Annotated in this window: 25 protein-coding genes; 3 read left to right on the plus strand and 22 right to left on the minus strand. The window is 68.3% G+C overall.

Going from position 1 to position 26,299, the window contains the following annotated elements:
- Position 1: 1 nt before the first annotated feature.
- Entirely contained in the window at positions 2-1,231 is a 1,230-nt protein-coding gene (coaBC, locus tag RMO01_RS00305) for a bifunctional phosphopantothenoylcysteine decarboxylase/phosphopantothenate--cysteine ligase CoaBC (protein ID WP_309627050.1), read from the minus strand.
- Between the two features lie 123 nt (positions 1,232-1,354).
- Between coaBC and RMO01_RS00310 the strand changes: the two genes are divergently transcribed.
- Complete coding sequence (locus RMO01_RS00310; RefSeq protein ID WP_309627051.1) at positions 1,355-1,843, plus strand: S-type pyocin family protein; 489 nt, start codon at positions 1,355-1,357, stop codon at positions 1,841-1,843.
- Positions 1,844-1,995: 152 nt separating this feature from the next.
- Here the strand turns inward: RMO01_RS00310 and RMO01_RS00315 are convergent, their stop codons facing one another.
- The 13 genes from RMO01_RS00315 to RMO01_RS00375 all read right to left on the minus strand — a co-directional run bounded on the left by RMO01_RS00315 (position 1,996) and on the right by RMO01_RS00375 (position 17,480).
- A complete protein-coding gene (locus tag RMO01_RS00315) occupies positions 1,996-2,409 on the minus strand; it encodes a helix-turn-helix transcriptional regulator (protein ID WP_309627052.1) in 414 nt (137 codons plus the stop codon).
- Between the two features lie 162 nt (positions 2,410-2,571).
- Entirely contained in the window at positions 2,572-4,167 is a 1,596-nt protein-coding gene (lnt, locus tag RMO01_RS00320; RefSeq protein ID WP_309627053.1) for an apolipoprotein N-acyltransferase, read from the minus strand.
- A complete protein-coding gene (gene ybeY, locus RMO01_RS00325) occupies positions 4,157-4,618 on the minus strand; it encodes an rRNA maturation RNase YbeY (protein WP_309627054.1) in 462 nt (153 codons plus the stop codon). Before ybeY ends, lnt begins: the two co-directional genes overlap by 11 nt.
- Complete coding sequence (locus tag RMO01_RS00330) at positions 4,615-5,604, minus strand: PhoH family protein (RefSeq protein WP_309627055.1); 990 nt, start codon at positions 5,602-5,604, stop codon at positions 4,615-4,617. Before RMO01_RS00330 ends, ybeY begins: the two co-directional genes overlap by 4 nt.
- The gene (gene miaB / locus RMO01_RS00335) at positions 5,594-6,985 is read right to left on the minus strand and encodes a tRNA (N6-isopentenyl adenosine(37)-C2)-methylthiotransferase MiaB (protein WP_309627056.1); all 1,392 of its coding nucleotides are present in this window, start codon (positions 6,983-6,985) and stop codon (positions 5,594-5,596) included. The genes RMO01_RS00330 and miaB overlap by 11 nt, the downstream gene beginning before the upstream one ends.
- A gap of 44 nt (positions 6,986-7,029) precedes the next feature.
- Positions 7,030-7,509, minus strand: a complete 480-nt coding sequence (locus RMO01_RS00340; RefSeq protein WP_309627057.1) for a Fur family transcriptional regulator — start codon at positions 7,507-7,509, stop codon at positions 7,030-7,032.
- A gap of 23 nt (positions 7,510-7,532) precedes the next feature.
- Complete coding sequence (locus RMO01_RS00345; protein WP_309627058.1) at positions 7,533-7,982, minus strand: GNAT family N-acetyltransferase; 450 nt, start codon at positions 7,980-7,982, stop codon at positions 7,533-7,535.
- Entirely contained in the window at positions 7,979-8,647 is a 669-nt protein-coding gene (gene tsaB / locus RMO01_RS00350; RefSeq protein WP_309627059.1) for a tRNA (adenosine(37)-N6)-threonylcarbamoyltransferase complex dimerization subunit type 1 TsaB, read from the minus strand. The genes RMO01_RS00345 and tsaB overlap by 4 nt, the downstream gene beginning before the upstream one ends.
- A 6-nt stretch (positions 8,648-8,653) precedes the next feature.
- Entirely contained in the window at positions 8,654-9,211 is a 558-nt protein-coding gene (locus tag RMO01_RS00355; protein ID WP_309627060.1) for a NifU family protein, read from the minus strand.
- A 423-nt stretch (positions 9,212-9,634) separates the two neighbouring features.
- Positions 9,635-10,102 carry a universal stress protein gene (locus tag RMO01_RS00360; protein WP_309627061.1) on the minus strand — a complete coding sequence of 156 codons (468 nt, stop codon included), beginning with the start codon at positions 10,100-10,102 and terminating at the stop codon, positions 9,635-9,637.
- The gene (locus tag RMO01_RS00365) at positions 10,102-15,012 is read right to left on the minus strand and encodes an NAD-glutamate dehydrogenase (protein ID WP_309627062.1); all 4,911 of its coding nucleotides are present in this window, start codon (positions 15,010-15,012) and stop codon (positions 10,102-10,104) included. Before RMO01_RS00365 ends, RMO01_RS00360 begins: the two co-directional genes overlap by 1 nt.
- Positions 15,013-15,201: 189 nt before the next feature.
- The gene (locus RMO01_RS00370; protein ID WP_309627063.1) at positions 15,202-16,062 is read right to left on the minus strand and encodes an outer membrane beta-barrel protein; all 861 of its coding nucleotides are present in this window, start codon (positions 16,060-16,062) and stop codon (positions 15,202-15,204) included.
- 269 nt (positions 16,063-16,331) lie between these two features.
- Positions 16,332-17,480: an AI-2E family transporter gene (locus RMO01_RS00375; RefSeq protein ID WP_309627064.1), complete on the minus strand. Its 1,149-nt coding sequence runs from the start codon at positions 17,478-17,480 to the stop codon at positions 16,332-16,334.
- 90 nt (positions 17,481-17,570) lie between these two features.
- Between RMO01_RS00375 and RMO01_RS00380 the strand changes: the two genes are divergently transcribed.
- The gene (locus RMO01_RS00380; protein ID WP_309627065.1) at positions 17,571-19,082 is read left to right on the plus strand and encodes a helicase HerA-like domain-containing protein; all 1,512 of its coding nucleotides are present in this window, start codon (positions 17,571-17,573) and stop codon (positions 19,080-19,082) included.
- Between the two features lies 1 nt (position 19,083).
- On the opposite strand, the gene RMO01_RS00385 is transcribed toward RMO01_RS00380, so the two are convergent.
- The 3 genes from RMO01_RS00385 to timA all read right to left on the minus strand — a co-directional run bounded on the left by RMO01_RS00385 (position 19,084) and on the right by timA (position 21,376).
- Entirely contained in the window at positions 19,084-19,533 is a 450-nt protein-coding gene (locus tag RMO01_RS00385) for a BLUF domain-containing protein (protein WP_309627066.1), read from the minus strand.
- An 84-nt stretch (positions 19,534-19,617) separates the two neighbouring features.
- Positions 19,618-20,712, minus strand: a complete 1,095-nt coding sequence (locus tag RMO01_RS00390) for an MltA domain-containing protein (protein WP_309627067.1) — start codon at positions 20,710-20,712, stop codon at positions 19,618-19,620.
- A gap of 13 nt (positions 20,713-20,725) precedes the next feature.
- Positions 20,726-21,376 carry a TIM44-related membrane protein TimA gene (gene timA / locus RMO01_RS00395; protein WP_309627068.1) on the minus strand — a complete coding sequence of 217 codons (651 nt, stop codon included), beginning with the start codon at positions 21,374-21,376 and terminating at the stop codon, positions 20,726-20,728.
- 309 nt (positions 21,377-21,685) lie between these two features.
- Between timA and secB the strand changes: the two genes are divergently transcribed.
- Positions 21,686-22,180 (plus strand): protein-export chaperone SecB, encoded by a 495-nt coding sequence (gene secB / locus RMO01_RS00400; RefSeq protein ID WP_309627069.1) that lies wholly within the window; start codon positions 21,686-21,688, stop codon positions 22,178-22,180.
- Here secB and dnaQ read toward each other — a convergent pair.
- From dnaQ to RMO01_RS00425, 5 genes are read right to left on the minus strand one after another with little or no spacing between them, the layout of a single operon-like run.
- Positions 22,177-22,905, minus strand: coding sequence for a DNA polymerase III subunit epsilon (dnaQ, locus tag RMO01_RS00405; RefSeq protein WP_309627070.1), 729 nt, complete (start codon positions 22,903-22,905; stop codon positions 22,177-22,179). The two genes, secB and dnaQ, sit on opposite strands and share 4 nt — an antisense overlap.
- A gap of 6 nt (positions 22,906-22,911) precedes the next feature.
- On the minus strand, positions 22,912-23,553 hold the full coding sequence (gene coaE, locus RMO01_RS00410) for a dephospho-CoA kinase (protein WP_309627071.1): 642 nt from the start codon (positions 23,551-23,553) through the stop codon (positions 22,912-22,914).
- Positions 23,550-24,395 (minus strand): shikimate dehydrogenase, encoded by an 846-nt coding sequence (locus tag RMO01_RS00415; protein ID WP_309627072.1) that lies wholly within the window; start codon positions 24,393-24,395, stop codon positions 23,550-23,552. The genes coaE and RMO01_RS00415 overlap by 4 nt, the downstream gene beginning before the upstream one ends.
- The gene (locus RMO01_RS00420; RefSeq protein WP_309627073.1) at positions 24,392-24,994 is read right to left on the minus strand and encodes a Maf family protein; all 603 of its coding nucleotides are present in this window, start codon (positions 24,992-24,994) and stop codon (positions 24,392-24,394) included. Before RMO01_RS00420 ends, RMO01_RS00415 begins: the two co-directional genes overlap by 4 nt.
- On the minus strand, positions 24,991-25,860 hold the full coding sequence (locus tag RMO01_RS00425; RefSeq protein ID WP_309627074.1) for a pyruvate, water dikinase regulatory protein: 870 nt from the start codon (positions 25,858-25,860) through the stop codon (positions 24,991-24,993). Before RMO01_RS00425 ends, RMO01_RS00420 begins: the two co-directional genes overlap by 4 nt.
- Between the last annotated feature and the right edge of the window lie 439 nt (positions 25,861-26,299).

A 26,299-nucleotide genomic window follows, 5' to 3' on the forward strand; every position in this document is an offset into this window, starting at 1 on the left:
CTCAGGCTTTGGCGGAGAAATGGTCGGCGATGCGGTCGGCAAGGCGTGTGGCCACCTCTATCTTCGAAAGACGCGGCCATGCGTCGGCGCCGTTCCTTGTGACCAGCAGGACCGTGTTGCCGTCCGTGCCGAAGACATCGGCCGAGACATCGTTGCCGACGATCCAGTCGCAGCCCTTGCGCGACAGTTTCGACCGCGCATTGGCTTCCAGATCCGTCGTCTCGGCGGCGAAGCCGATCACGAGCTTGGGACGGTTCGGCCCGGGCTTGGCGATACCCGCCAGGATGTCGGGGTTCTCGATCAGGCTCAGCATCGGCGGCCCGCCGGGGGCCTTCTTGATCTTGCCGCCCGCGACCGTGTCCACGCGCCAGTCGGCCACGGCGGCCGAGAGCACCGCGATATCAGCCGGCAGCGCCGCTTCCGTCGCCGCCTTCATTTCCATCGCCGTCTCGACGTCGATCCGGGTCACGCCCACCGGCACGGACAGCCCTGTGGGACCCGACACCAGCGTCACCTCGGCGCCGCGTGCGGCGAGGGCGGCGGCGATGGCGTAGCCCTGTTTCCCGCTGGAGCGGTTGGTCAGGCCCCGAACCGGATCGATCGGCTCGAAAGTGGGTCCGGCCGTGACCACGGCCCTGCGGCCCGCCAGAGCCCGCCCGTCCGGCCCGGCCAGCAGATCGGTGATCGCGGCCAGGATCGCCGCCGGCTCGGCCATCCGGCCGGGACCGAACTCGCCGCAGGCCATCTCTCCGTCGTCGGGCCCAACCACCGCCATGCCGTGGAAGCCGTCGAAGCTCTTCAGCCGCGCTACATTGGCCTGCACCGCCGGATGCAGCCACATCCGCACATTCATCGCCGGGGCGAGCAGCACCTTCTTGTCCGTCGCCAGAAGCGTCGTCGAGGCCAGGTCGTCGGCCATGCCGTTCGCCGCCTTGGCGATCAGCCCCGCCGTCGCCGGCGCAACGACCACCAGATCGGCCCAGCGCGAGAGCTCGATATGGCCCATCGTCGTCTCTTCGTCCGGATGGAACAGTCCGATCCGCACCGGATTGCCGGTCAGGGCCGCCAGAGACAGCGGCGTGATGAACTCGGCCCCGCTGCCGGTCAGGATTGACTGCACCTCGCAGCCCGCCTTCTTCAGCAGCCGTACCAGCTCCAGCGCCTTATAGGCGGCGATGCCGCCGCCGACGATCAGCAGGATTCTCCGGTTGGTCAGGGCTGTGCTGGACATCACGCCCGTCTAGCCGCCGCCGCGCCCGACGTCGAGGCGGTGAAAAAGAACATTGCAGGAACAAACAACCTGTGGCTAAGTCTGTCCAGCGGCTTTCACCTGGAGGGTGTGATGAGGGTTTGGATGACCACGAGCGTCGCCTTTGCGGCGATGCTGACTCTGACTGCGTGCGGCAACGAGCATTCAGCGGTCGAGACGCGGGATCGAACGACCGAAGCGAGCACGGTCGGTCTGACCTCTACGGCCGCCGCCGCGACGCCGACCACCGAGGCGCCGGCCGAAAAGGCAGTCCTCACCGCCAGCCGGCGCGAGACCATCGACGAGAAGATCCAGCGTCTCTACGAGCGCAACGGCTCCGATTTCGACGCGCGGTCGGCGGAGGACTTCCTGGCCAAGGTGACGAGCTTCACCACACGACCGCCCCTGGGGACGGAGACGGCGACGCGGCCGAACGGCGACACCCTGCTGTATCAGGCCTCGACCAATACCTTTGCCGTCGTGGCCCGAGACGGCACGGCGCGGACCATGTTCAAACCGGACGACGGTCCGACCTACTGGGCCGAACAAAAGGCGTCCGCCCCGACCTTTGGCCAGCGACGATCGCAGAACTGAAGATGAACAAGCCGCCGCGCGGCGGGCGGCATCGCTCTGACCGCGCGCTCTAGCCGCGGGCGACTGCGTCTTCGGCGATGACGCACCAAAAAGCCGCTCAAGCAGCGAGCGACCGCGTCGCGAGCGTTAGCGCCCAAGAAACGGACGAAGCCTCAGGCTTCTTCCGTCTTGCCGGTCATCTCGCGGATCATTTCGAGGGCCAATTTCTGCTGGCGGCTGGACAGTTGCGGGGCCAGCCGCGCGATCTCGATCGTGTAGCGGGTCGAGGGGAAGTCGTGATCGAAGGCGGCTGCGCCGGCCTCGCTCTCCGCCATTCCCGGTTGAGAATTCAACCCCTGGAAAAAGTATCCGACGTCCACCTTGAAGAAGCGGGCGATGTCCCAGAGCTTGGACGCCGAGATGCGGTTGGCGCCCTTTTCGTATTTCTGGATCTGCTGGAAGGTCAGCCCCAGCGCCCGACCCAGGTCGCTCTGATTGTATCCCAGGCTGATGCGCTTCTCGCACACCCGTCTGCCCACATGGCGGTCCACCGGGTGGGGACCATCCTCGCCGACACCTCTAACCATTGCTCGTCTTACGCCTTGATTGAAACCGGCGACCTCATGCGCTCGTCCGGCCAAGCTGTCATCTGAATTCTAGGAAATGGACATTACCCGTCTGGCGGGGCCCAGCTTCACCGCCCAGACGATTTCAACGGCGATCCGGAACCGATCCGTTGACGACTGGGTTCACCGCCGGCGACTCCGCGCGAACGACACCACCGCCGGCGCCAGTCCGGCCAACACCATCAGCCAGAAGAACAGGTCGCCGACCCGGCCGTAGGGGGTGATCCCGACGGGTTCCGGCAACAGGGCGTCGATGACCCCGCTCTCGCCGGGATCCAGTCGCCGGCCGTCGATGACCCGGCCCCACGGATCGATCATGGCCGAAACTCCCGTCGGCGTGGCCCGCACCACGGGCAGGCCCGTCTCGATGGCGCGATAGCTGGCAAGATTCAGGTGCTGGATCGGCCCCGAGGTCGCGCCGAACCAGGCGTCGTTGGACACATTGACGATCCATTCAGGCCGGTCGCCCGCGCCCGGCGTGAACCCCGGATACAGGCTCTCGTAGCAGATCAACGGCTGGACCCTGGGCGCGTTCGGCAGGTCGATCGGCGACGGGCGCGGCCCCGGGCTGAAGTCGGCGGGCATATGCACCAGACTACGCACGCCGATCGCGCCCATCAGACCGCCCAGCGGCAGGAACTCGCCGAACGGCACCAGCCGGTATTTGTCATAGACAGCGGTCACCCGGAGCCCGGCCTCGCCCTCATCGGCCATGGCGAACAAGCTGTTGTAGTATCGCGCCCGGCCATCAGGCCCGAGTTCGCCCCGGGGCAGACCCACCAGCAGAGTCTGACCCGGTTGCACCGCGCGGGCGATGGCCGGACCGTCCGGGGATTCCGGAGCGAAGACGTCGTTGAAACTGGCCGGCAAGGCGCCTTCGGGCCAGACGATCACATCGGGCTGGGCCGCGCCCGCGCGGGCGGTCAGATTGACGTAGCGGTCGACGATGGAGCGATAGCTCTCCGGCGACCATTTGGACTCCTGCTGCACGTCGGCCTGAACGATGCGGATCAGGGTGTCGGTGTCGCGCACCTGGGCGCCCGTCAGCCGCACCGTTCCGCCGATCACCAAGGCGGCCAGCACGACGACGCCGGCCAGGGCCAGACCCGCCCTCGCCTTGCGTGATCCGGGCGCGAGCAGGGGCCCGAAGGCGCTGACCGCCGCGACAGTGACCAACCCCAGGCCATAGACCCCGACCACCGCGGCGAATTGCGATCCCGCCGATCCGGCGGCCCAGCTGGACCCGGCCGGATTCCACGGGAAGCCTGTCAGGACATGACCACGCAACCATTCCAGCAGGGAGAAACAGGCGGCGAAGAACAGAACGCGGAGCAACCCATCCGGCGCGAACCGACGATACAGCGCCATGGCCGAACCCCAGAACAGACCGATCCCTGCGGGCAGCAGGCTTGCTGCGAAGGGCGCCATCCAGGCCTGGGACGGATTGACCAGGAAGGCCTCGGCCACCCACCAGCAGCCGACGCCGAAATAGCCGAAGCCTGCCAGCCACCCCATCCAGAAGGCGCCGCGCACCGACGTCGATCGTTCGGCCAGCAACATCAGCAAGGGGTAGCCCAGCAGGCCTGGCAGGACCCCGAACGGCGGATGGGCCAGAGCCGTCGCGATCCCGGCGACCAGCGCCAGGCCGATGCGGGCCAGCCTGCCGTTCAGCGCGCCCGTCAGGACGTCGCTCGATTTCTGGAGAAGCTCAGCCGTCATGCGGGAGGGTGTATGGGTCGGATACGCCCAGCCTGGCAAGAACGGCGCGCTCCTCGCCCTCCATCGCTTCGGCCTCGGCATCGTCCTCATGGTCGCGGCCCAGCAGGTGCAGGACGCCGTGCACCACGAGATGGGTCAGGTGATTGCGCAGGGTCTTCGATTGCTCGGTCGCCTCGGCGGCGCAGACGCCGTAGGCCAGGACGATATCGCCCAGCGGCGCGGCGCCCTCGACACCGGGCATCTCGGCGGCCGGAAAGGACAAGACATTCGTCGGCCGATCCTTGCCCCGGAACCGGTCGTTCAGGTCGCGCACCGTTTCATTGTCGGTCAACAGGATGACGATTCCACCCTCTCTATCGCCCAGAGCCGCCATCGCCGCCCGTTCGACCACCGACACGACATCGTCGATGGCGGACGTCCAGCCCTCGACCTCGACCTCGACCTCGATCATCGCGCGGAATCTTCCAGATCGGGCGCGGGCCGTCCGGCGGCCGCATCAGCGTCATAAGCCCGCACGATCCGCTCGACCATGGCGTGACGCACCACGTCCTGGGCCTCGAACTCCAGCACCCCGACCCCCTTCACGCCGCGCAGGATGCGCAGCGCATGGGCCAGGCCGGAATCGCGCGGGTTCAACAGGTCGATCTGCGACGGGTCGCCGGTGACCACCATTCGCGCCCCCTCCCCCAGCCGGGTCAGGACCATCTTCATCTGCAGACGACTGGTGTTCTGCGCCTCGTCGACGATGACGAAGGCGTGGCTGAGCGTCCGGCCGCGCATAAAGGCGATCGGCGCGGCCTCGATCTCGCCCTTGTCACGCCGTCGCTGCACGTCTTCGGCGCCGAGAATGTCGTTCAGCGCCTCCCAGATCGGGGCCAGGTAGGGGTCGACCTTTTCGTTCAGATCGCCGGGCAGGAAGCCCAGCTTTTCACCTGCCTCGACCGCCGGTCGGGTGATGACCAGCCGATCGACCTGTCCCCGCCGCAGCAGGGACGCGCCGTAGGCGGCGGCGAGGAAAGTCTTGCCCGTCCCTGCCGGCCCCACGCCGAAGCTCAGTTCATGATTGGCCAGCGTGTCCAGATAGCGCGCCTGGGCGTCGGTCTTGGGCACGATTGCGCCACGCTTGCCGATGGGCAGGGCCATGGGATCGACCCGGCGACCGCTCCCGGTCACGCCCGTTCGGGCTGAGCCGATCAGAGCGCGCACGTCGGCCTCGTTGACGTCGGCGCCCTTGTCCGAGCGCGTCGCCAGACCCTCGATGACCTGTTTGGCGTTGGCCCGATCGCGCGCACCGCCGTTGATCGAGACCCCGCCGCCCGGCGCCTCGATCAGCACCTTGAACGCATCCTCGATCAGGGCGACGTGGCGGCTGTTCGGCCCGATAACGGCCCGCAGCGACGCATCGTCCAGCGCCAGAAATTCACTCTCACGAGCCAACAATCGTACCCTTCAAACTATTCTGAGAGCCCTGCTCTATCCGGACCGGAACGATCTGGCCGAGCAGATGATCCGCGCCGTCGACGTGCACGGATTGCAGATAGGGAGATCGACCGACCGCCTGCCCGGGATGGCGGCCCTTGCGGTCGAACATGACATTCAGCGTCCGACCGGCCTGACCTTGGTTGAAGGCGGTCTGCTGCCCGGTCAGCAGGGCCTGCAACGCCGTCAGCCGGCCCTTCATCACTTCGCCCGGAACCTGGCCAGGCATGGTCGAGGCCGGGGTGCCGGGGCGCGGCGAATACATGAACGAGAAACAGGCCGCGTAGTTCACCTGACGCACCAGATCGAGGGTATCCTCAAAATCCCGATCCGTCTCGCCGGGGAAGCCGACGATCATGTCGCCGGCCAGGGCGATGCCCGGCCGCGCCTCGCGGATGCGGCCGATCAGGTCGATGTATTTCTGACGCCCGTGCTTCCTGTTCATCAGGCGCAGGATCCGGTCCGAGCCCGCCTGCACCGGCAGGTGCAGATAGGGCATCAGGGCCTCGACCTCGGCATGGGCTTCGATCAGGTCTTCGGACATGTCGTTGGGATGGCTGGTCGTATAGCGGATGCGGTCCAGACCCGGGATTTCCGCCAGTGCGCGCACCAGCGTCGCGAGGGTCCAGACGTTTCCATCGGCGCCCTCGCCGTCATAGGCGTTGACGTTCTGGCCCAGCAGGGTGACTTCGCGCACGCCCTGATCCGCCAGCCCGCGCGCCTCGGCCAGCACATCCACGACCGGCCGCGACCACTCCGCGCCGCGCGTGTAGGGGACGACGCAGAAGCTGCAGAACTTGTCGCACCCCTCCTGCACCGTCAGGAAGGCGGCGTACCCCTTGACCCCGCGCACCACCGGCATGGCGTCGAACTTCTCACTGGGCGCGAAGTCGGCGCCGATCCGTTCGCCACGCGACCGCGCCGTGCGGGTGAGCAGTTCCGGCAGCTGGTGATAGGCCTGCGGTCCGACCACGATATCGACGGCCGGCGCGCGCCTCATGATCTCCTCGCCCTCCGCCTGGGCGACGCAGCCGGCGACGGCGATGGTCATCCGGCTCTCGCCGCGCGCGATCTTCCGCTCCCGAATCTCCCGCATCTTGCCGAGCTCTGAATAGATCTTCTCGGCCGCCTTCTCGCGGATATGGCAGGTGTTCAGGATGACGAAGTCGGCGGCCTCGACCTGGTCGGTCGTGGCATAGCCCAGCGGGCGCAGGACATCGGCCATGCGCTCACTGTCATAGACGTTCATCTGGCAGCCGTAGGTCTTGATGAACAGCCGTTTGGGAGGCGCGCTCCCCTCGGCGGTCCCGACCTCGGGCGCGATCAAGGTATCGGACATTCGGGTCTGTCAGTCCCGGCGAACCGCTGACGCCACGCCGTCGCTCAGGACAACTGTCCCGGATCGACCCGATGGGCGTTGCGGGTGAAGATCAGGCCCTCGCGCTTGGACGGTTCGGCGCCGTCGATGGCCTTGCCGTAGAGTTCCAGCTTGTGGCCGACCAGTTCGAAGCCGAGGCGTTCGGCGATCTCGGTCTTGAGCCGTTCGATCTCGGCGTCGAAGAATTCGATGACCTCGCCGGTCCGGGTGTCGATCAGGTGGTCGTGGTGGTCGTCGCCGGCCTCTTCATAGCGGCTGCGACCGTCGCCGAAGTCGTGCTTCTCGACCACTCCCGCCTCTTCGAACAGGCGGACGGTGCGGTAGACGGTGGCGATCGAAATGTGCGGATCGATGGCGGAGGCGCGGCGGTACAGCTCCTCGACGTCGGGGTGATCCTCGGCGCTGCCGAGAACACGGGCGATCACCCGGCGCTGTTCGGTCATGCGCATGCCGCGCTCGGCGCAGAGTTTTTCGATCCGGTCCATGGGGTGGCAAGATAGGGCCGAGATCACCCTGTGGGAAGCGGCTCCTGCAAGTTGAGAACCAGAAGCAGCGCGTCGACGGCGGGGCCTTCCGGACGCGGATAGTAACGGGGCCGCCGACCCGCCGGTTCGAACCCAAGAGAGCCATACAGGGCGCAGGCCGGGGCGTTGTCCTCCGCCACCTCCAGGAACATCCGGGTCGCCCCGAACGCGGCGGCGCGAGCGGTCGCGGCGCGGACCAGACGCGCGCCCAGTCCCTGTCGTCGGGCGGCCTGTCGAACCGCGAGGGTGAGGATCTCCGCCTCGTCCGCGACCGTACGGATCAGGATGAAGCCGTCGTTGTCCCCCTCCAGGACCACCCCGGCCTGACCCAGCAGATCGGCGAAGGCCGAGGCGGACCACGGCGCGTCGAAGGCCCCGGCATGCAGGTCAGCGAGCGCCTGCGCCAGATCCTCGGAATCGGTCGCCGCGTTCATACGGCGGGCGCGGGACGGGCCTGGCCGGGCAGGCGCGTCGGCGGGGTCGCATCCGGCGCCCGGAGGTAGAGCGGTCGGGGCGGATTCGTCGCGGGGCCGAACGTCGCCGTCAAGGTCGCGAGCGCCGCCGGATCGGGTGCGGTCTGCATCGATGCCGCTCCACCGACCAGAGCCGCGCCGGAGCCGATGATGCGCCACGACCGGCCGGCAAGCCGCGTGACCGCGTCCTCCAGAGACAGGGCCTCCGGTTCGGATACCGGATGCCCATCCCCGAACAGCTGCAGATAGACCTGCCCCCGCCGCGCATCGATGACCGCCGCCGTCGCGCCTTCGCCCCCATCGGCGGACCGGGCCAGGGCCGCGAGGGTCGATACCCCGACCACCGACAGACCCAGCGCCGCGCCCAGTCCCTGGGCGAAGGCCAGTCCGACCCGCAGACCGGTGAAGGAGCCCGGTCCGACGGTCACGCCGATCCGGTCGAGCGCCCCGAACCCGCCGCCGGCCCCGGCGACTGCGTCGCGGACGAAGCCGCCCAGCCGCTCGGAATGACCCCGCGCCATGACCTCGGATCGAAGGCCGAGCGGGCGCATCGTCGGCAGCCCGGCGTCCTCGAACACCGCCGCGGTACAGGCGTCGAGCGCCGTATCGATGACCAGAACGCGCACGGAAGCCTAGATCACCTGTTCGACGCTGGTCACTTCCGGGACGTAGTGTTTCATCATCTGCTCGACTCCGGCCTTGAGGGTCATGGCCGAGGACGGGCAACCGGCGCAGGCGCCGCGCATGCGCAGCGACAGCACGCCGGTCTCCTCGTCGAAGGCGTCGAACAGGATGTCGCCGCCGTCCTGGGCCACGGCCGGGCGGATGCGGCTGTCCAGCAGGGCCTTGATCTCGGCCACGACCTCGGAATCCTCGACGCCGTCGTCAGGGCCCGCCTCGCTGTCGCGCAGGAGGGGCGCGCCCGAGACGAAATGGTCCATGATGACCGACAGGATCTCGGGCTTCATCTCCGACCAGTCGCGGCCGTGTTCGGCCTTGGTCACCGAGATATAGTCGGCGCCGAAGAAGACGCCGGAGACGTCCTCCAAGGTGAACAGGGCCTCGGCGAGGGGCGAGGCTGTGGCTTGGTCGATCGACAGGAACTCGCGCGATCCGGCCGGGGCGACTTCTCGGCCGGGCAGGAATTTCAGCGCGTTCGGGTTCGGGGTCGGTTCGGTCTGGATGAACATGGGCGGGAAATGCGCCTCGTTCGAGCGGTTCGCAAGGGCGGCGCGGTGCGGGTCAGACTCCGGAATTGGAGTCCAGATCGTCCTTAGAGTCCCGTCGGTCCGGCCTTCAAAACACCGTTCGAAGCGTCCGATACGTTCGCCCATAAGGTCGTCTTCACGCGAAAGGGACCAGTATGAGGGCGTTTCAGAGCGTGATGGGTAAAAGGGCTCTCGTCAGAGCCGCGCGTTGAAATTCCTGGCGGATTCAGGGGATCTGTTGATGGGTACGGGTCCCCTCTCACGTTGGGAGAGGGCTTGAGCACCCGAGAGCCGTCAGGCTGTCGGCCTTGCGCGAAAGGGTGAGGGCCGTGCGTCACTGGTGAGGTCCGACCCTGATCCGTCTCGCTGCGCCCGCCACCGTCTCTCACCGGGAGAAGGACGTCGTTACGCCAGATCCTCGATCTCGGCGTCGGTCAGCTCCCCCGGCACGATGGTCACCGGCAGTTTCCGCCCGCCGAAGGCCGCGCCCTGTTTCAGGACGGCGGACACCAGCGGGCCCGGCCCCCGGCTGCCGGTCCCGGCGGCGAGCACCAGAATCTTGATCTCCGGATCATCGCCGCAGACCTTGCGGATCGCGGCCTGGGGTTCGCCCTCCTCAATCAGGAAGACGGGCTGGGCGCCCGATCGCTCCTGCGCCTCCTCGCCCAGCCGGTTCAGAAGGGCTTCGGCCTCGGCCCGCTGCTGGCGCTGGATCTCCTCCCGCACCCCGGCCCAGTGCTCGTCCGATCCTCCGGGGATGATCCGCAGCAGGGCGACGCGCCCCCCCGTCGACCGCGCCCGGCGCGAGGCGTAGCGCAGGGCCGCCTCGAACTCGGGGCTGTCATCGACCACGACGAGGAACTTCCGGGGCATCAAAGCGCACCCGCGACCTGGCGGATCTGACCGTTGGCGATGGTCAGTTTGGCGAAGGTCCAGCCCGTGCCCGAGGCCTCGATCTCGTCCACGGCGGCGCGGACGCCTTCGACCACGGCCTGACGCGGCCCGATCCAGGCATCGACGGCCGCTTCCGCCGTCGCTTCGGTATCGCCCACGGCGGGGTCGGAGGCCACAGCCACCGCGCGGGTCAGGGCGACCTGTTCGGCCATCAGGTCCTCGATCAGCCGGCGCACGGCCAGCCGGTCGAAGTGATCGCCCGACGGCACGGCCCCGGCCGCGGCCCGCAGACGGTCGAAGTCGAAGGCGGCTCCGACCTGGTGATAGAGACGCGCCATCCGGGGTTCGGACCATCCGGCTTCGCGCGCCAGATCGCCGACGTCGGCCGTGGCGACCAGCGGGCGCAACATGGCGATGGTCTGGGCCAGATCTTCGCCCACGCCCATGTCGGCGAAGGTCTTGAGGCGATCCGCCAGACGGCCCTGTTCAAAGCGGCTCAGGACGTCGCCGCCCGCGGCCCGCAGCGCATCGGCCGCCGGGCGATAGGCCTCGATCAGCCCCTGAACCGTCGCCCCGGACTTGCCCGCGCGCCGCGCCAGCCAGAAGGTCTGGCGCCGCAGGACGGTGGAGATTTCCAGATAGAGCGCCGTCTGGGTCTCGGCTGGAACCTTGAGATCCAGGGCGTTAACCGCGTCCCAGGCCTCGTCGAGGCGGAACACCCGCCGCGCGGCCTCGAAGGCGATGACCAGGGCCGTCGTGTCGCAACCGGCCGCCGACCGCAGGCGATCAGGGAAGGTAGGGCCCGTCATATTGACGATCTCGTTGCAGAGCACCGTCGCCACGATCTCGCGCCGCAGCCGGTGGCCGCGCATCTGGTCTTCGAACCGCGCCAGCGGTTCGGGGAAGTAGCGGACCAGGGTCTCCTCGAAGAACGGGTCCTCCGGCGCCCTGGAGGCCACGATCTCGTCGGCGAGTTCCAGCTTGGAATAGGCCATCAGCACGGCCAGCTCCGGACGGGTCAGAGCCAGGCCCGCCATCTTCATCTCGGCGATGCGGACGTCGCCGGGCAGGCCCTCGACCTTGCGGTCCAGTTTGCCGCGCGCCGTCAGCGCCTGCATGAACCGCTGCTGGGTGTCGAGCGCACCGGCGCCCTCCGCCTGCTGCAGGGTCAGGGCCAGGGTCTGGTCGTAGTTGTGGGCCAGAACCTTATGGCCGACCTCCTCGGTCATCGAAGCCAGCAAGGGCACCCGCTCCGCCAGCGGCAGGACGCCGTTGGTGACCGCAGAGCCGATCAGGATCTTGATATTGACCTCGTGGTCTGAGGTGTCGACGCCCGCCGAGTTGTCGATGGCGTCGGTGTTGATGCGACCGCCATTGGCCGCGAAGGCGATCCGGCCGGCCTGGGTGAGGCCGAGGTTGGCCCCCTCCCCTACGATCTTGACCCGCAATTCGTCGGCATTGATGCGCAACGCATCCGTACCCTTGTCGCCGACCTGGGCGTCGGTCTCGAGGGCCGACTTCACATAGGTGCCGATGCCGCCGAGATAGAGCAGCTCGGCCGGCGCCTTGAGGATGGCGCGGATCAGGCTGACAGGGTCCAGCGCCTCATCGGTTATGTCGAGCGCGGCGCGGATTTCCGGAGTCAGTTCGATCGACTTGGCCGAGCGGGAGAAGACGCCGCCGCCGGGTGAAATCTTCGCCTTCTCATAGTCCTGCCAGGACGAGCGCGGCAGGGCGAACAGACGGTTCCGCTCTTCCCACGACGAAGCCGGGTCGGGGGTCGGGTCGATGAAGATGTCACGGTGGTCGAAGGCGGCGACCAGTCTGGAGGCCTTCGACAGCAGCAGGCCGTTGCCGAACACGTCGCCCGACATGTCGCCGACGCCGACGACGGTGAAGGGCTCCGTCTGGATGTCCTTGCCGATCTCGCGGAAGTGACGCTTGACCGCCTCCCAGGCGCCGCGGGCGGTGATGCCCATGGCCTTGTGGTCGTAGCCGACCGAACCGCCCGAGGCGAAGGCGTCGTCCAGCCAGAAGCCGTAGTCGGCCGAAACCCCGTTGGCGATGTCGGAGAAGGTCGCCGTCCCCTTGTCGGCGGCCACGACCAGATAGGGGTCGTCGCCCTCGAACGGCACGACGTTGGCCGGACGGACCACATGGCCGTTGGCGGCGATGTTGTCGGTGATGTCCAGAAGGCCGGACAGGAAGGTTTTGTAGGCGCGGATGGCCTCGGCCTGCTGGGCGTCGCGATCGCCGCCGGCGCGGACGATGCCCGACAGATGTTTCGGGAAGAAGCCGCCCTTGGAACCGACCGGCACGATGACGGCGTTCTTGACCTGCTGGGCCTTCACCAGACCCAGGACCTCGGTGCGGAAGTCGTCGCGACGGTCGGACCAGCGCAGACCGCCACGCGCCACCGGACCGAAGCGCAGGTGGACGCCCTCGATATGCGGCGCCCAGACGAAGATCTCGCGATAGGGCTTGGGCAGGGGCAGATCCTCGAGTTCGCGCGAGGCGATCTTGATCGAGATATGCGGCTTGAAGCCGCCGTCCGCGGCGGTCTGGTAATAGTTGGTGCGCTTGATCGCCCCGATCAGGGCCGCCATGCGGCGCAACGCCCGGTCGTGGTCCAGCGACTTCACGTCCATCAACAGGGCCGTGATCTTGTCGTTCAGTTCATTGCAGGACGCGGCGCGCTGATCAGCCGAACCGCCGTGCGCGGGATCGAACTTGCAGGCGAAGAAGGACAGCAGCGCGCGGGCGATGGCGGGATAGTCACGCAGCGCCTCTTCCTGCACCGCCTGCGACGGATCGAGACCCGTCTGCTGGCGATAGCGGGCAAGGGTGCGGATCAGGGCCGCCTCGCGCCAGCTGACGCCGAGTTCCAGCACCAGGCGGTTGAAGCCATCGCTCTCGGTCTGGCCGGACCAGACGGCCGAGAAGCCCGCCTGGAACGGGCCCTTGATGTCACCGAACTCAAGCGCGGCGCCGCGCGGGTCTTCCAGCAGAAACTCGTGGACGTGGATTTCCTGCGCCGAGCCGGTCTGGCCGGCCGGACGGATGGCGTGGCCGAACTCCTCCAGCGTCTTGAGACCCATGTCGGCCAGGATCGGCAGGACGTCGGACAGGGGAACGGCGGCGCCGCGGCGATAGAGTTTGAAGCGGAACTGCAGCGGGCTGTCAGCGGCGTGGCGGAAGGCGCGGACGGCGACGGGTTCGCCGACGTTTGTGTCGCCCGTCTCGTTCAGTCGATCGATTTCATGCAGATCGGTGACGGCCTCGGCGGCGTCATAGCGGTCGCGGTAGCCCGGTCCGAAGGCCTCGGCCCAGCGGGCGCTCATGGCGCCGATCTGGCTGTCGTCGACCTCGGCGGCGCGCAGGGCGCCCTCGAAACGATCGACCCAGCTGCGGCCGGTCTCGATGATCTCGGCGGCGAGGGCCGCTGCGTCCGGCGTCGGGTGGTCGCCCGGCGTCACGCCGATGATGTAGTGGATGCGCACCAGCGGCGCGTCCGACAGCTGCGGGTACCAGGCAGAGAGACGTCCGCCCCAGGCCCTGGCCAGGATACGGCCGATCCGCTCGCGCACCCCGGCATCGAACCGCTCGCGCGGCACGAAGGCGAGGACCGAGACGAACCGGTCGAAGGGATCCTTGCGGGTGAAGGTCTTGATCCGCGGCCGGTCGAACAGGTGCAGGATGCCCAGCGCCGTGGTCAGCAGCTCGTCCTCGGTGATCTGGAAGAGTTCATCCCGAGGATAGTTCTCAAGGATGTTCTTCAGCCGCTTCTCGTTGTGGCTGCCGGGCGCCTTGGCGGCGCGGGCCAGGACATTGGCGACCTTCCTGCGGATCAGCGGCACCTGCGACGGCGGCCTGTCATAGGCCTCGGCGGTGAACAGGCCGACAAAACGTGTCTCGCCAGACGGACGACCGTCGTCGCCGTACCGTTTGACCCCGACGTAATCCATGTAGGCGCGACGGTGGACCCGGCTACGCAAATTGGCCTTGGCCACGGTGACGGGGTCCGACAGGTCGATCTGACGCTTCATCTGGGCGGTCAGGACGGCGGGCTCGGACGTGCGGCGCAGCACGGTCCGCGCCGGATCGCGCAGCACGCCGACGCCGGCGCCCGACTGGTCCAGCGGCGCCTCGGCCGCATAACCGCCGTCGGTGGTGCGCGGATAGTCGTAGTCGCGGGCGCCCAGGAAGACGAAGGCGTCGTCGTTGAGCGAGCGCAGGAACTCCAGGTTCTCGGCCACGATCGCCGGGTCGATGCCACCGGGGCAGGCTTCCAGATGGGCGATCGAGCGCGCCATCAGTTCGTTCATGGCCGGATAGTCGGCGACCGCCGTATGCACGTCGGCCAGGGTCTGCTGGACGCCGGCCGTCAGGGCCTCGCGCCGCTCGGGCGGCAGGGGATCGATGACCAGGACGATCAGGGATTCGCGGGCGCCGCCGCCATCGGCCTCGCGCGATCCGTCGGCCTGGCGGGAGAGCTTCAGGACGGGGTGGAACAGGGCCCGGACCGAGACGCCGGTATCGGCCAGTTCGCCCATGACGCTGTCGACCAGGAAGGGTCTGTCGTCCTGGACGATGCGAAGGACGTCATAGGGGGTGACGCGACCCCCGCCGACCGTCAGAGGGTCGACCGTCACGCGGGTCTCGCCGGGATTGCGCCGCTCCGCCCAGCGCCAGGCGTCGGCCAGCACCGCGCCGACATCCTCCAGCGCCAGTTCCGGCGTCTCGTCCTCGGCATAGTCCTCGAAGGCCTGGGCGACGAACGACTGTTCCAGCTGGCCGGTCCCTCCGTCGCTTCCCACGGCCTCCGCGAAGGCCCGTTGCAGCGCCTCCGGGCTGGAGGGCTGGGAGGTAGCGCGGAGGTCGCCGGACATGGGCAGGGTCTCGAAAGGCGCGGCAGGGCCGCCAGGGTCTGGACCGGACGCCATCGCTCGACCGCGACGCATCCCGTCCCTGATCCGTTGGATAGGCCGGACCGCTCCGCGCGGAAAGACCGGAAACGACAAACGCCGGGTCCTCTTGCGAGAACCCGGCGTCTGATCACCGTTCACTGATGGGGCAAATCAGAAACGGTAATTCATGCCGATCCGCACCGCGTGCAGGCCGAACCGGCCGTTGGAGCGCCGCATGTCCGTACCCGTAGTGTTCGGGGTCAGCACGAAGGGGTTGGTTGCGATCGCGACGCCACGTCCGACGCGGACATCGAACTCGGGGGCCTCAAGGGAGGTGTAGAGATACTCGCCCGTCACGCTGAAGTTCGGGGCCAGCATGTATTCGACGCCGCCGCCGGCCTGGTAGCCGTCCGCCTGGTCGTCGTCCGTCGTGGCGGTGAAGCTGTTCTGGGTGTTCGACGAGTAGAACTGGTTGGACATCTCGCCGCTGGCCGCGCCCGCCGTGCCGTAAAGCAGCGCCGGGCCGTAGGCGTAGCCGATCCGGGCGCGCAAGGCGGCCAGGTTCTCGAGCTTGCGCTCGAAGGTGTAGGAGGCCGGAGTCGTGGAATAGGACGTCACGCTGTCCTCGGCGCCCGCAAAGCCGGAATATTCCGCCACCGCGCCGACCACGAAGGACCCGAACTGGAAGTCCCAGCCGGCCCGCACGCCGCCTTCGGATCCGTCTGCGTCGTCATCACAGCCGCCTCCAATGGCGCCGGTATTGGCCGATCCGCCGCACGAGCCGGGGCTGAAGGCGTCCGCGCCGGCGGCCGTGACGACGGGATCACCAAAGTTCCCGTCCAGGTTCCGATCAAACCGGAGACGCTCGTCGTCCTGGTCGTTGGCCTTTGTCGCGCTGCCGTAGACGCCGATATAGGGTCCGGACCACTCCGGGCGCGCGTCCCAGTTTGGCATCCAGTTTTGCGCCAGGGCTGGCGCCGCGACGCCCGTGAGCAGCAGCACTGTAGCCGCCCCGGAGATGATTTTGATCATGTTTTCCAATCCTTGGTCGAACCCGCGTCTAGACTGCGGCGTGACAACCCTTCCGGCGGCCTAACGACAGCGACGTTCGGGCGTTCCCGGCGGATGCGAGCCAGCCAAGAAAAAGGCCGCCGGACGGGCGTCCGACGGCCTCTCTTGAACCGGCGCTGGAGGGGGGAACGAGCGCCGGTCGATGCCGCCGCGGCTTGGGGGAGGGGAGGGGGCCGCGACGTCTGGAAGGCAGATGGGATCGACAGAACCGGCCCGCAAGGGGTCGGGTTTCAGGGTTCTGCGGCTCCGGCGCGTGGCGGTTTGACGCGGGCGGGCCGGCGAGCCGGCGGCTTGTGCGCGCGGTCTTCCTCGTCCTCCTCGGCGTAGGGCCGGCCGTCGCCGGACAGGAGGATGGCGATCCACATCGATCCCTTGAACTCCGCCAGGATGGCCATGGCCATGACCGCCAGCGGCGTCGACAGGAACATGCCGACCACGCCCCACAGCTGTCCCCACAGGGCCAGCGACAACAGGACCACCACCGGATCGATATTCTGGTTGTCGCCCTGCATGCGCGGCTGGATGGCGTTGCCGACCACGAACAGGATCAACTGCAGCCCGACCAGCAGGATCAGGGCGGGCCAGTAGGTCGGAAACTGCACCAGGGCGAACAGGGGCGGCGCCAGCCCGGCGATAGCCCCGCCCAGCACCGGGATAAACCCGACCACGAAGATGACGAAGGTCCAGAACTCTGCGTTCTGAAGCCCCACCAGTCGCATCAATATCCAGGCGGCGACGCAGATGATGCCGCCGGTCACAGTCTGGACCCACAGATAGCCCTCGACTCCGCCCCGCACCCGCTCGAACACGCCGCTGGCCTCCTGGCGGCTCTCGCGGTTTGGGAACAGGCTGACCAGCTTGCGCCGGAAGCCCGTCTGGGCCGCCAGCAGGAAGGCCAGATAGACCATGACAAAGAAGGCGCCCGACACGACACCCTGAACCTGGAAGGCGAGGGTGGTCAGATAGCCCCGGATATCCAGACCGGCGAACAGTTCCTGGGCCGTCGGGGGTGTGGTCATGCCGAAGAGGCGCGCGCCATCGGCGATGATGGCGTCGATGCGGGGACCGATGCCGCTGGAGACACCCGAGGCGTCGGTGAAGAAGCCGGCCGCGCCGTTCACGATGAAGGCGATCGAGGCCAGAAAGGCGAGAACCACCACAGTCAGAGCCGCCGTCCCGGCCCAGTGGTGCGGCAGCCGGGTCCGCTCCTCGATGAACCGCTTCACCCCGTCGATCATGATCAGGAGGAAGATGGCCATCGCCAGCGGCGTCAGGATGTCTCGCAGCCAGTAGAGCGCCGCTCCGGCGGCAACCACGGCCAGGGTCACCAGTGCGTTGCGGGCCACGGTCGATGTCGGAACGGAGATCGGCGATTTCATGGATCGACTTGTCGGGGGCGGCGCACCCTTGGTCAATCACCGATTGGCCCGAAGCCACGCTCCCGCTAAGCATCGGGCAAGGAGATCCGCATGACCGACGTCGCCACAAACCCCGGCCTGTTTCTCGGCCAGTCCGCCGACGGGGAGACGCCTCAGCGCGAGATCCTGCTGTGGAACCGGGCCAACCGGCACGGGGTGATCGCGGGCGCGACCGGCACCGGCAAGACCGTCACGCTTCAGATCATGGCCCAGGGCTTCTCCGAGATGGGCGTTCCCGTTTTCTGCGCCGATGTGAAGGGCGACCTTTCGGGCATCAGCCAGGTCGGAACCCCGAACGAAAAACTGCTGGCCCGCGCCGCCGGGATGAACCTGGCCCTGGCCCCGAAGGCCTCGCCGACGGTGTTCTGGGACCTTTACGGCCAGAAGGGGCACCCGGTCAGGGCGACCGTGTCGGAGATCGGCCCGCTGCTGATGGCGCGGATGCTGGACCTCAATGATGTGCAGGAGGGCGTCCTGACCGTCGCCTTCCATGTGGCCGACAAGGAAGGCCTGCTGCTGCTCGATCTCGACGACCTGAGATCCATGCTGGTCTATGTCGCCGAGAACGCCGCCCGCATCGGCCGCGAGGTCGGCAATGTCGCCCCGGCCTCCATCGCCTCGATCCAGCGCGCCCTGTTGCAGCTGGAACAGGACGGCGGGGACGCCTTCTTCGGCGAACCGGCGCTGAAGCTGACGGACATGATGCGGACGTCGCTGGACGGGCGGGGTCAGGTCAACGTGCTCGACTCGACGCGGCTGATGAACAGCCCGCGCCTGTATGGCGCCTTTTTGCTGTGGCTGATGTCGGAGCTGTTCGAACAGCTTCCCGAGATCGGCGACCCGGAAAAACCGCGCCTGGTCTTCTTCTTCGACGAGGCCCACCTGCTGTTCAGGGACGCGCCCAAGCCCCTGCTGGAAAAGGTCGAACAGGTCGTGCGCCTGATCCGGTCGAAGGGCGTCGGGGTCTATTTCATCACCCAGAACCCCGCCGACATTCCTGATAGCGTCCTGGCCCAGCTCGGCAACCGCATCCAGCATGCGCTGCGCGCCTATACCCCGTCCGATCAGCGCGGCCTGAAGGCGGCGTCGGACAGTTTCCGCGTCAATCCGACCTTCGATACGGCCGACGCCATACAGGCGCTGGGCACCGGCGAGGCCCTGGTCTCGACCCTTGATGAGAAGGGGGCGCCCCGCATTGTCGCCCGCACCCTGATCCGTCCGCCGGACAGCCGCCTCGGTCCCGCAACCGATGTCGAACGCGCGGCCGTCATGGCGGCCAGCCCGGTGAAGGGCGTCTACGACACCGTCGTGGACCGCGAGTCCGCCGAGGAAATCCTCGCGGCCCGCCACGAACAAACGAAGGCTGCGACCGCACCGGCCGCGAAGCCCGTGCCGCAGGGGCGTGCTCCGGCTACTCCGAAAGCTCCGCCCACGCCCAGGGCCCCGCGCAAGTCGAACCGTCAAACGCCGATGGAGGCCCTGACCAAGTCGGTGTTGCGCACGGCGGGCTCGACCCTGACGCGGGAGTTGTTGCGGGGCATTCTGGGCGGGTTGCGCCGCTAGCCTAGACCATCGAACCCAGGCGGGCGTTGGCCAGCTCGGCGATGACGCCCGTAACCTGGGCGCCCGAGCCCGTCTGGGACAACAGTTTGGACAGGTGGGGCGACAGTTTTCGGGTGTCGACCAGCACCATGGCCCAGCCGAGGAACAGCTGGGCCTGAACCGGCCAGCGGGCCAGGACGCGCACATTGCGATGCCGTTCGTCAGCCTCGATGTCGGCCATCAGGGCGGTGAGGGCCTCAGGATCGCCCTCCAGCACCTGGACGAAGGTTCCGGACTGGCGGGCCAGGGCGCCGGTGATCCGGCGGCGGCCGTTGTTGCGCACAGAGGTCGCCACGATCCCGGACAGGTCCATCGGCCCTTCGGCCTCGCTGACCGCGTCGCTGCGATAAACGAGGCGTTCGAGGACGCGCTCCGTGAGGGGCTGCGGCGTGCGAACGGTCGGGGATGTCATGGGAGGGATGGCCAGGCGGCGAATCCGCCGCCCATCTAGGCGCTTTCCGCCGGAAACCCTAACGCGCGGCGATTTCGGCCCGGATCATGGATGCGGGATCAACCGCCACATCCGCAATGGATGCCTCACCGCCCCGGCCTCCGCCCCCGCAGCCTCGCCCCGGCCCATATAGAGGTCAGCCCGAACCGGACCGCGAATGGCCGAGCCCGTGTCCAGCGCCATGACCAGACCGGTGTAGCCGTGCAACGCCCCCACCAGATTGCCGGCGCCGGCGGAGATCCACACCAGGTCGCCATAGGTCCAGCTGGCCGGATCCACCGCGATGGCCCGCCGCGCCGGCAGGGGAACGCCGGCCGCCCCCGCCGGATGTCCGCCGTCGTCGGGATCGAGCGCGAAATAGATGTAGCGGGGGTTCAGGGCCGTGATCGCCCGCGCCTCCGGCCCCCGATGCGCCGCCAGCCAACCCCGGATCGCCTCGCCCGAGGTTCCGTTGGCCGGCAAAAGACCGCGCTCCGCCATCGGCCGGGCGATGCCGACGAAGGTCCGGCCGTTGTCGGCGGCATAGGCCGCGCGGGCCTGGGCTCCGTCCTCGAAAGTCAGGTAGCCCGAGCCCTGGATCTGGAGGAAGAACAGGTCCTCGGCTCGCATCCAGGCCAGTGGAGGCGATGGCGGCGGGCCGGCCTCGATCACCGAACGTTCATCCAGAACCTGGCCACGCGACCAGCCGGCGGGCCGGCCGAGCACGGGAGTGTCGAACACCCGGTCGGGGTTGCGACGCGCCTCATATTCCGGGGCGAAATAGGCGGTCAACAGGGGCGACCGGCCCTCGGCGGGCCGGGCTTCGACCACCGCGAAGCCGGCCTCGAAGAAGGCCCGCGCCATCGACGGCGTCACCGGCCGCGAGGTCCGCCTGATGTGTTGGGCGCGCTCGCACTGGCGCACGGCGCCGGCTTCACGCGCGACGTGACAGGTCTCGGCATAGGCCTGGAAGGCGGCGAGATGATCTTCGTCGTCCCATCTCGGCAGGGACTGGGGACCCGGGAGGGTCGAGACCTGGGCTGGCGGAGCGACGGGACCGGCAGGCGGCTCGGGCGGCTCGGGCGGCTCGATCGTCGAGGTCGCACACCCGGCCAGAAGCAGGAGCACGCCTGCCAGAGCCAGCCTCAGGTCGAGTCCCAAGACGTGGCCGCCCCTAGGCGTTGGCGGGTTCGACGCGGGCGAGGACCCAGTTGGGGTCGGCGGCGCCCAGGGACCGTTCGAAGGTCCAGTGCTCGGCCGTGCGGCGTTCCTCGATGCGGGGTTCGGCCGGAGCGCCCGGGGTCGCCTCGCCTTCGGGCAGCAGGATTTTCGAGCGGATTTCGGCGAGGAACCGGACCTTGGCCACGGCCCGGTCCCCCTCGGCGGAGGCCAGTTCCAGGTCGGCCCGTGGCGGGTGCAGGAACTCGACCTGTTCGGTCTCCCCCCGGGTTTCGCGGGCGGCGATGCCGGTCTCGAAGGATTCCAGCACGGCGGGCGTCAGCAGAGGCTTCAGCGCGGCGCGATCGCCCGAGGCGTAGCCGCGCACGATGGTCTCATAGGCCTGGCGGGCCCCTTCGATGAATTTGGCGGGGTCGAAGGCCGGGTCGCGAGCGCGCAGTGAGGCGGCGGCGGCCATGGTCGCAGCGTCGAGCGCCGGCACCCGGACCTGGGCCTCCGGGCCGGTGGCGCCCGTAGCGGGCAGGGCGGGTGTCTTGGCGTCTTCCTGCGGCTGCCGGCCGACCTTCTTGCCCAGCACGTTATAGAGCTGGAAGAGGACGACCGCGGCGATCACGGCGAAGATGACGAGCTGGAACTGTACCGGCACGGGGTATCCCTGGATGGCGTCCTGATCCCGGCCAAGAGGGCCGGGCGCGTCGGACGGGACGATTACGGTCTGATATGGGCGCGCGCAAGGCGCGGCGCATCCCGGGCGAGTTGTGACATGCCGCCGCGACCCCTGGCGCTCAAGCAGCGAGGCGTCGTACGGCGAGCGGTAGCGCCTACAAGGAGCCGCTCAAGCTGTGCGCCGCCGCGCGGCGCGCTTTAGCGCCCGAAAGAGCCAAGTTGCGAGGCGATCAGGCGGATGCTAGTCGCGGCGCCTCGCTTTTCCGCCATTTTGAACGGTTCCGCTTCCATGACCGACGTCTCGCCCGCCGACGCCAACGGCTCGGCCCCGACCGAACAGCCCCCCGTCCCGGGCTTCCGCATCCTGGCCCAGTTCGTGCGCGATCTGTCGTTCGAGAATCCGAAAGCCCCGGACAGCCTGCGCATGGACGGCAAGCCCCAGATCGACATGGGCGTCGAGCTCAACGCACAAGGCCGTCCCGACGGCTTGTTCGAGGTCGACATCAAGCTGTCGATCAAGGCCTCGACGGATACCATGCGGGTATTCCAGGTCGAGCTGCTGTACGGCGGCCTGTTCCAGCTGACCGGCATCCCCGAGGCGGACATCGAGCCCATGCTGCTGATCGAATGCCCGCGCTACCTCTTCCCCTATGCGCGCGAAATCATCTCGCGCGCATCAGCAGACGGCGGCTTCTATCCGCCCTTCATGCTGGATCCGATCGACTTCGCCGGCATCTATACGGCGCGCCAGCAGCAGCAGGCCCAGCAAGGCGGCGTGGCCTAAGGCTGAGCAGCGGGCTCGACGACCTCGAGCCCGTAGCCGGCCCAGAGAGATTGATCCTTGAGGGTCGCCAGAAGGAAGGCGCGATGCGCCTCGGCTTCTTCCAGGCGGATGCGCGGGCTCAGCGGGCGTGGACGTGGCTGATAGCCGCCGGCGGCGGCATGGGCGGCGGCCGCCTGGCTCTCGCGGCGGCTCGACAGGTCCAGAACCCGTTCCTTGCCACCCTTCAGCTCCAGATAGACCTCGGCCAGAAGGCGGGCGTCGATCAGGGCGCCGTGGAACGAGCGATCCGCCAGGCTGACCTTGTAGCGTTTGCACAGGGCGTCCAGCGAGTTGGGCATGCCCGGCCAGCGCTTCTGCGCCAGTTGCAGGGTGTCGATCCAGCGGGTCTCGTGCAGCAGGGCCTGGCCGCAGCGGCCGCATTCATGGTCGATGAAGTTGCGGTCGAACTGGGCGTTGTGGGCGATCACGGGCGCGTCACCGATGAAGTCCATCAGGTCGATGACGATCTCGGCGAATTTCGGCGCGCCCCTGACCTTGTCGTCGGTGATGCCGTGGACCCGGGTCGCATCCGGAGGGATCAGCCGTTCCGGATTGACGAAGCGGTGGAAGGTCCGGCCGGTCGGCAACAGGTCCATGATCTCGATACAGCCGACCTCGATCAGCCGGTCGCCCGTGCGGGGGTCGAAGCCGGTGGTTTCGGTGTCGAGAACGATTTCGCGGGACATGCCGGTTTAATGGGGTGTTTCGGCGGGGTCTGAAACCCTCCGGACGGGCCGTTTCCAGTCCGGCGACTGAACGATCCCCACGATTTCCGCGACCCGGGCGCGAGCGACCTCCAGACCCCGGCCGGTATCGATGACGAAGTCGGCGCGGCGGCGCTTTTCAGCGTCCGGCATCTGGCGCGCCAGGATGGCTTCGAACCGGGCGTCGGTCATGCCGGGACGGGCGAGGACCCGACGGCGCTGGGTTTGGGCGTCGGCGGTGACCACAACGACGGCATCCACGGCCCGGTCTCCGCCGGTTTCGAACAGCAGGGGAATGTCGAGCACCGCCAGCTTGACCCCTGCCGCCCTCGCCGTCTCCAGATCGGCCAGCCGCCCGGCCGCGACCAGCGGATGGACGATGGCTTCGAGCCGTTTGAAGGCCGTGTCGTCGTGGCCGAGCGCCTGGGCCAGCCGCGTCCTGTCCACCGTGCCGTCCACGACCACACCCGGAAAGGCCTCGCCGATCGGCTCGACCGCCGCGCCACCGGCCGCATAGAGGGCGTGGACGGCGTCGTCGGCGTTCCAGACCACCGCGCCATGCGTGGCGAACATGGCCGTGGTCGTCGACTTGCCCATGCCGATCGAACCGGTCAGGCCCAGCAGGATCACAGGGACCCTCCAGGAGGGGACCCTCCCAAATGAGCGAGAAGAAAGGGCCTCGGATCCAGATTCGGCGGGGCGACGCCGAAGATCGCCTCGAACGACGGCGCCGCCTGGCCGATCAGCATGGCCAGACCGTCCACAGCGACCAATCCTGCATCGCGAGCCGCCTGAAGGAAGGGCGTGATCACCGGCTTGTAGGTCATGTCCATGACCGTCACGGACCGGTCGAGCGCAGCCAGATCGATCTCAGGCCTGACGGTCAGGGCGTTGACGATCAGGACCGCCCCCTCGAAAGCCGCCGGACCCTCGGCGACCGCGACCGATCCCCCGAGATCGGCGGCCAGCGCCTCGGCCCGGTCACGGCTGCGGTTGACGATCCGGACCTGGGCTCCGGCGCCCGCGAGGGTCGCAGCGGCGGCGCGCGCGGCCCCTCCCGCGCCCAGCATGACCACCGTCGATCCGGCCAGGGACAGTTTCGGCGCCTGCTGCTGCAAGGCGCGCAACAGGCCCTGGCCGTCGGCGCTGTCGGCGAAAACCCGACCGTCGCGGAAGACGAGGATATTGGCCGATCCGCTGTCGCGCGCTGTCTCAGAAGCCGTATCGGCCAGGGCGAAGGCCTGTTCCTTGAAGGGGGCGGTGACGTTGACGCCGCTCAGAAGACCGGCGCGGCCGGCTGCGACCAGAGTCTCGAACCCGGCAGCATCCTTTGGCGAGAAGGCGACATAGGAGGCGTCCAGCCCGGCGGCCTCGATCCAGTAGTTGTGGATCACGGGGCTCAGCGAGTGGGCCACGGGGTTGCCGACGATGCCGCCGACCTTCACGGCGCCGGTAATGCGGGCCTTGCTCATGTGCGGATCACTCCGGCCCGGCGCAGCTCATTCAGCACGGGCCACAAGGGCATGCCGAGGACGGTGAAATAGTCGCCCTCGACCCGGTCGAAGAGCTGGGACCCCATCCCCTCCAGCCGGTAGCAGCCGACCGAGCCCAGCAGCCCGTCGCCCTCCGCCTCCAGATAGGCGTCGAGGAAGTCGTCGGAGAACCGACGCATGGTCATCCGGACCGTGTCGACGCCCGACCAGACCACCGCGCCGTTGTTGGCCAGGGCCGCTGCGGAATTCAGATGGTGGGTGCGCCCGCGCAGGGCATGCAGTCGTTCCCGCGCCACGGCCAGGGTCGGCGCCTTCGAGATCATCCCGCCGTCGAGATCCAGCGTCTGGTCAGAGCCCAGGACCCAGGCCTCCGGATCGTGGCGGGACACGGCGAGCGCCTTGGCTCGCGCAAGCTCCAGCGCGAGTTCGGCCGGATCGACGCCGGCGAGCGAGGTCTTGATCGCATCCTCGTCCACCCCGGCGTCGAGGGCGGTGAAAGGGACGCCGGCGCCGGTCAGCATGGCCCGTCGGGCGGCGCTGCGGGAGGCGAGGATCAGACGTTCGGCGACTTCGCTCACCAGGAGGCCCCCAAGCGGCGCGTGCGACGTTCATTGAGCAGGTTCAGGATAGCCGCCGCAGTCTCCTCTATCGACCGGCGGGTGACATCGATGGTCGGCCAGCCCCGGCGCTCGAACGCCCGTCTGGCCTTGATCGTCTCCTCACGCACCGCGTCGGGCTCGACATAGGAGGAGGCATGGGTGGCGTTCAGCCCGTCCAGCCGGTTTCGCCGGATCTGGACCAGCCGGTCGGGCGACACCGTCAGGCCGACGATCAGCGGGTTCTTCAGCCCCACCAGCCGCTCTCCGTCCTCCTGTCCCGGGACCAGAGGTACATTGGCCGCGCGGACGCCGCGGTGCGCCAGATAGATGCAGGTCGGGGTCTTCGACGTCCGCGACACTCCGACCAGGACGACATCGGCGCCCTCCAGCTGTTCGGCCGTGCCCTGACCGTCGTCGTGGGCCATCGCGTAGTCCAGCGCTCCGATGCGGTTGAAATAGTCATGGTCCAGGGCGTGCTGGGCCCCGACCCGGGTCGACAGGGCCGCCCCCAGATAACGGGAGAGGGCCCCGACCAGCGGGTCCAGCGCCCCGATATGCGGCATGTCCAGTGCGCGGCAGCCTTCCTCGAGCTGCGCCCGCAGGTCTCGATCGACGATCGTGTGCAGAACCACGCCCGGCGCCGCGGCCACCTCGCCCAGCACCCGCTCCATCTGTTTGTCGGAGCGCACGAGGGCGTAGATGTGTTCGATCGGAATGACCCCGTCAAAACGGGCCGTCACAGCTTTGGCCATGGCGTTCAGCGTCTCACCCGTCGAGTCAGAGACCAGATGAACATGGAAATAGGTCGCCAGTCGCGACGCCCCCGCCGGGCGCGCCGGGCTCATGCCGGATCCCGGCGAGGCTGGGCCCATCCCGGCCCGGGGACTACGCGAAGCGCTAGCGTGCGAATGGTGATGAATCCTGTGGAGCGGGCGGGGCGCCGACCGACCAGGCGGGGGCGCCGATTTCTATAGCGCGGGCCTCACCTCCCGGCGAGCGGGGACGACGGTGGACCGCACGCCTCGTCCGCTCCCGGATCATCCCAAGGCGCGCTGGCCTGCTTCGAACGGCTGGGGAAATGCTTAACGAAAGGTAAACGACCCCCAACCCGGTCGCCGGCCAGACGCCTGACGGGGAGCCCTTCCGTTAAGGGTTTGTTAAGGGTTTTGCCCGGTATCCACAGGCTGTCATCCGTCGGTCGTGAGCGCGGGCACGGGCTCGGGACAATGCGGTCCGGCGTGGGGATCCGGCGGAATTCATCCCCGTCGTCCCGCCCTCTGCCTG

Source organism: Brevundimonas sp. (assembly GCF_031412435.1).
GTDB lineage: Bacteria > Pseudomonadota > Alphaproteobacteria > Caulobacterales > Caulobacteraceae > Brevundimonas.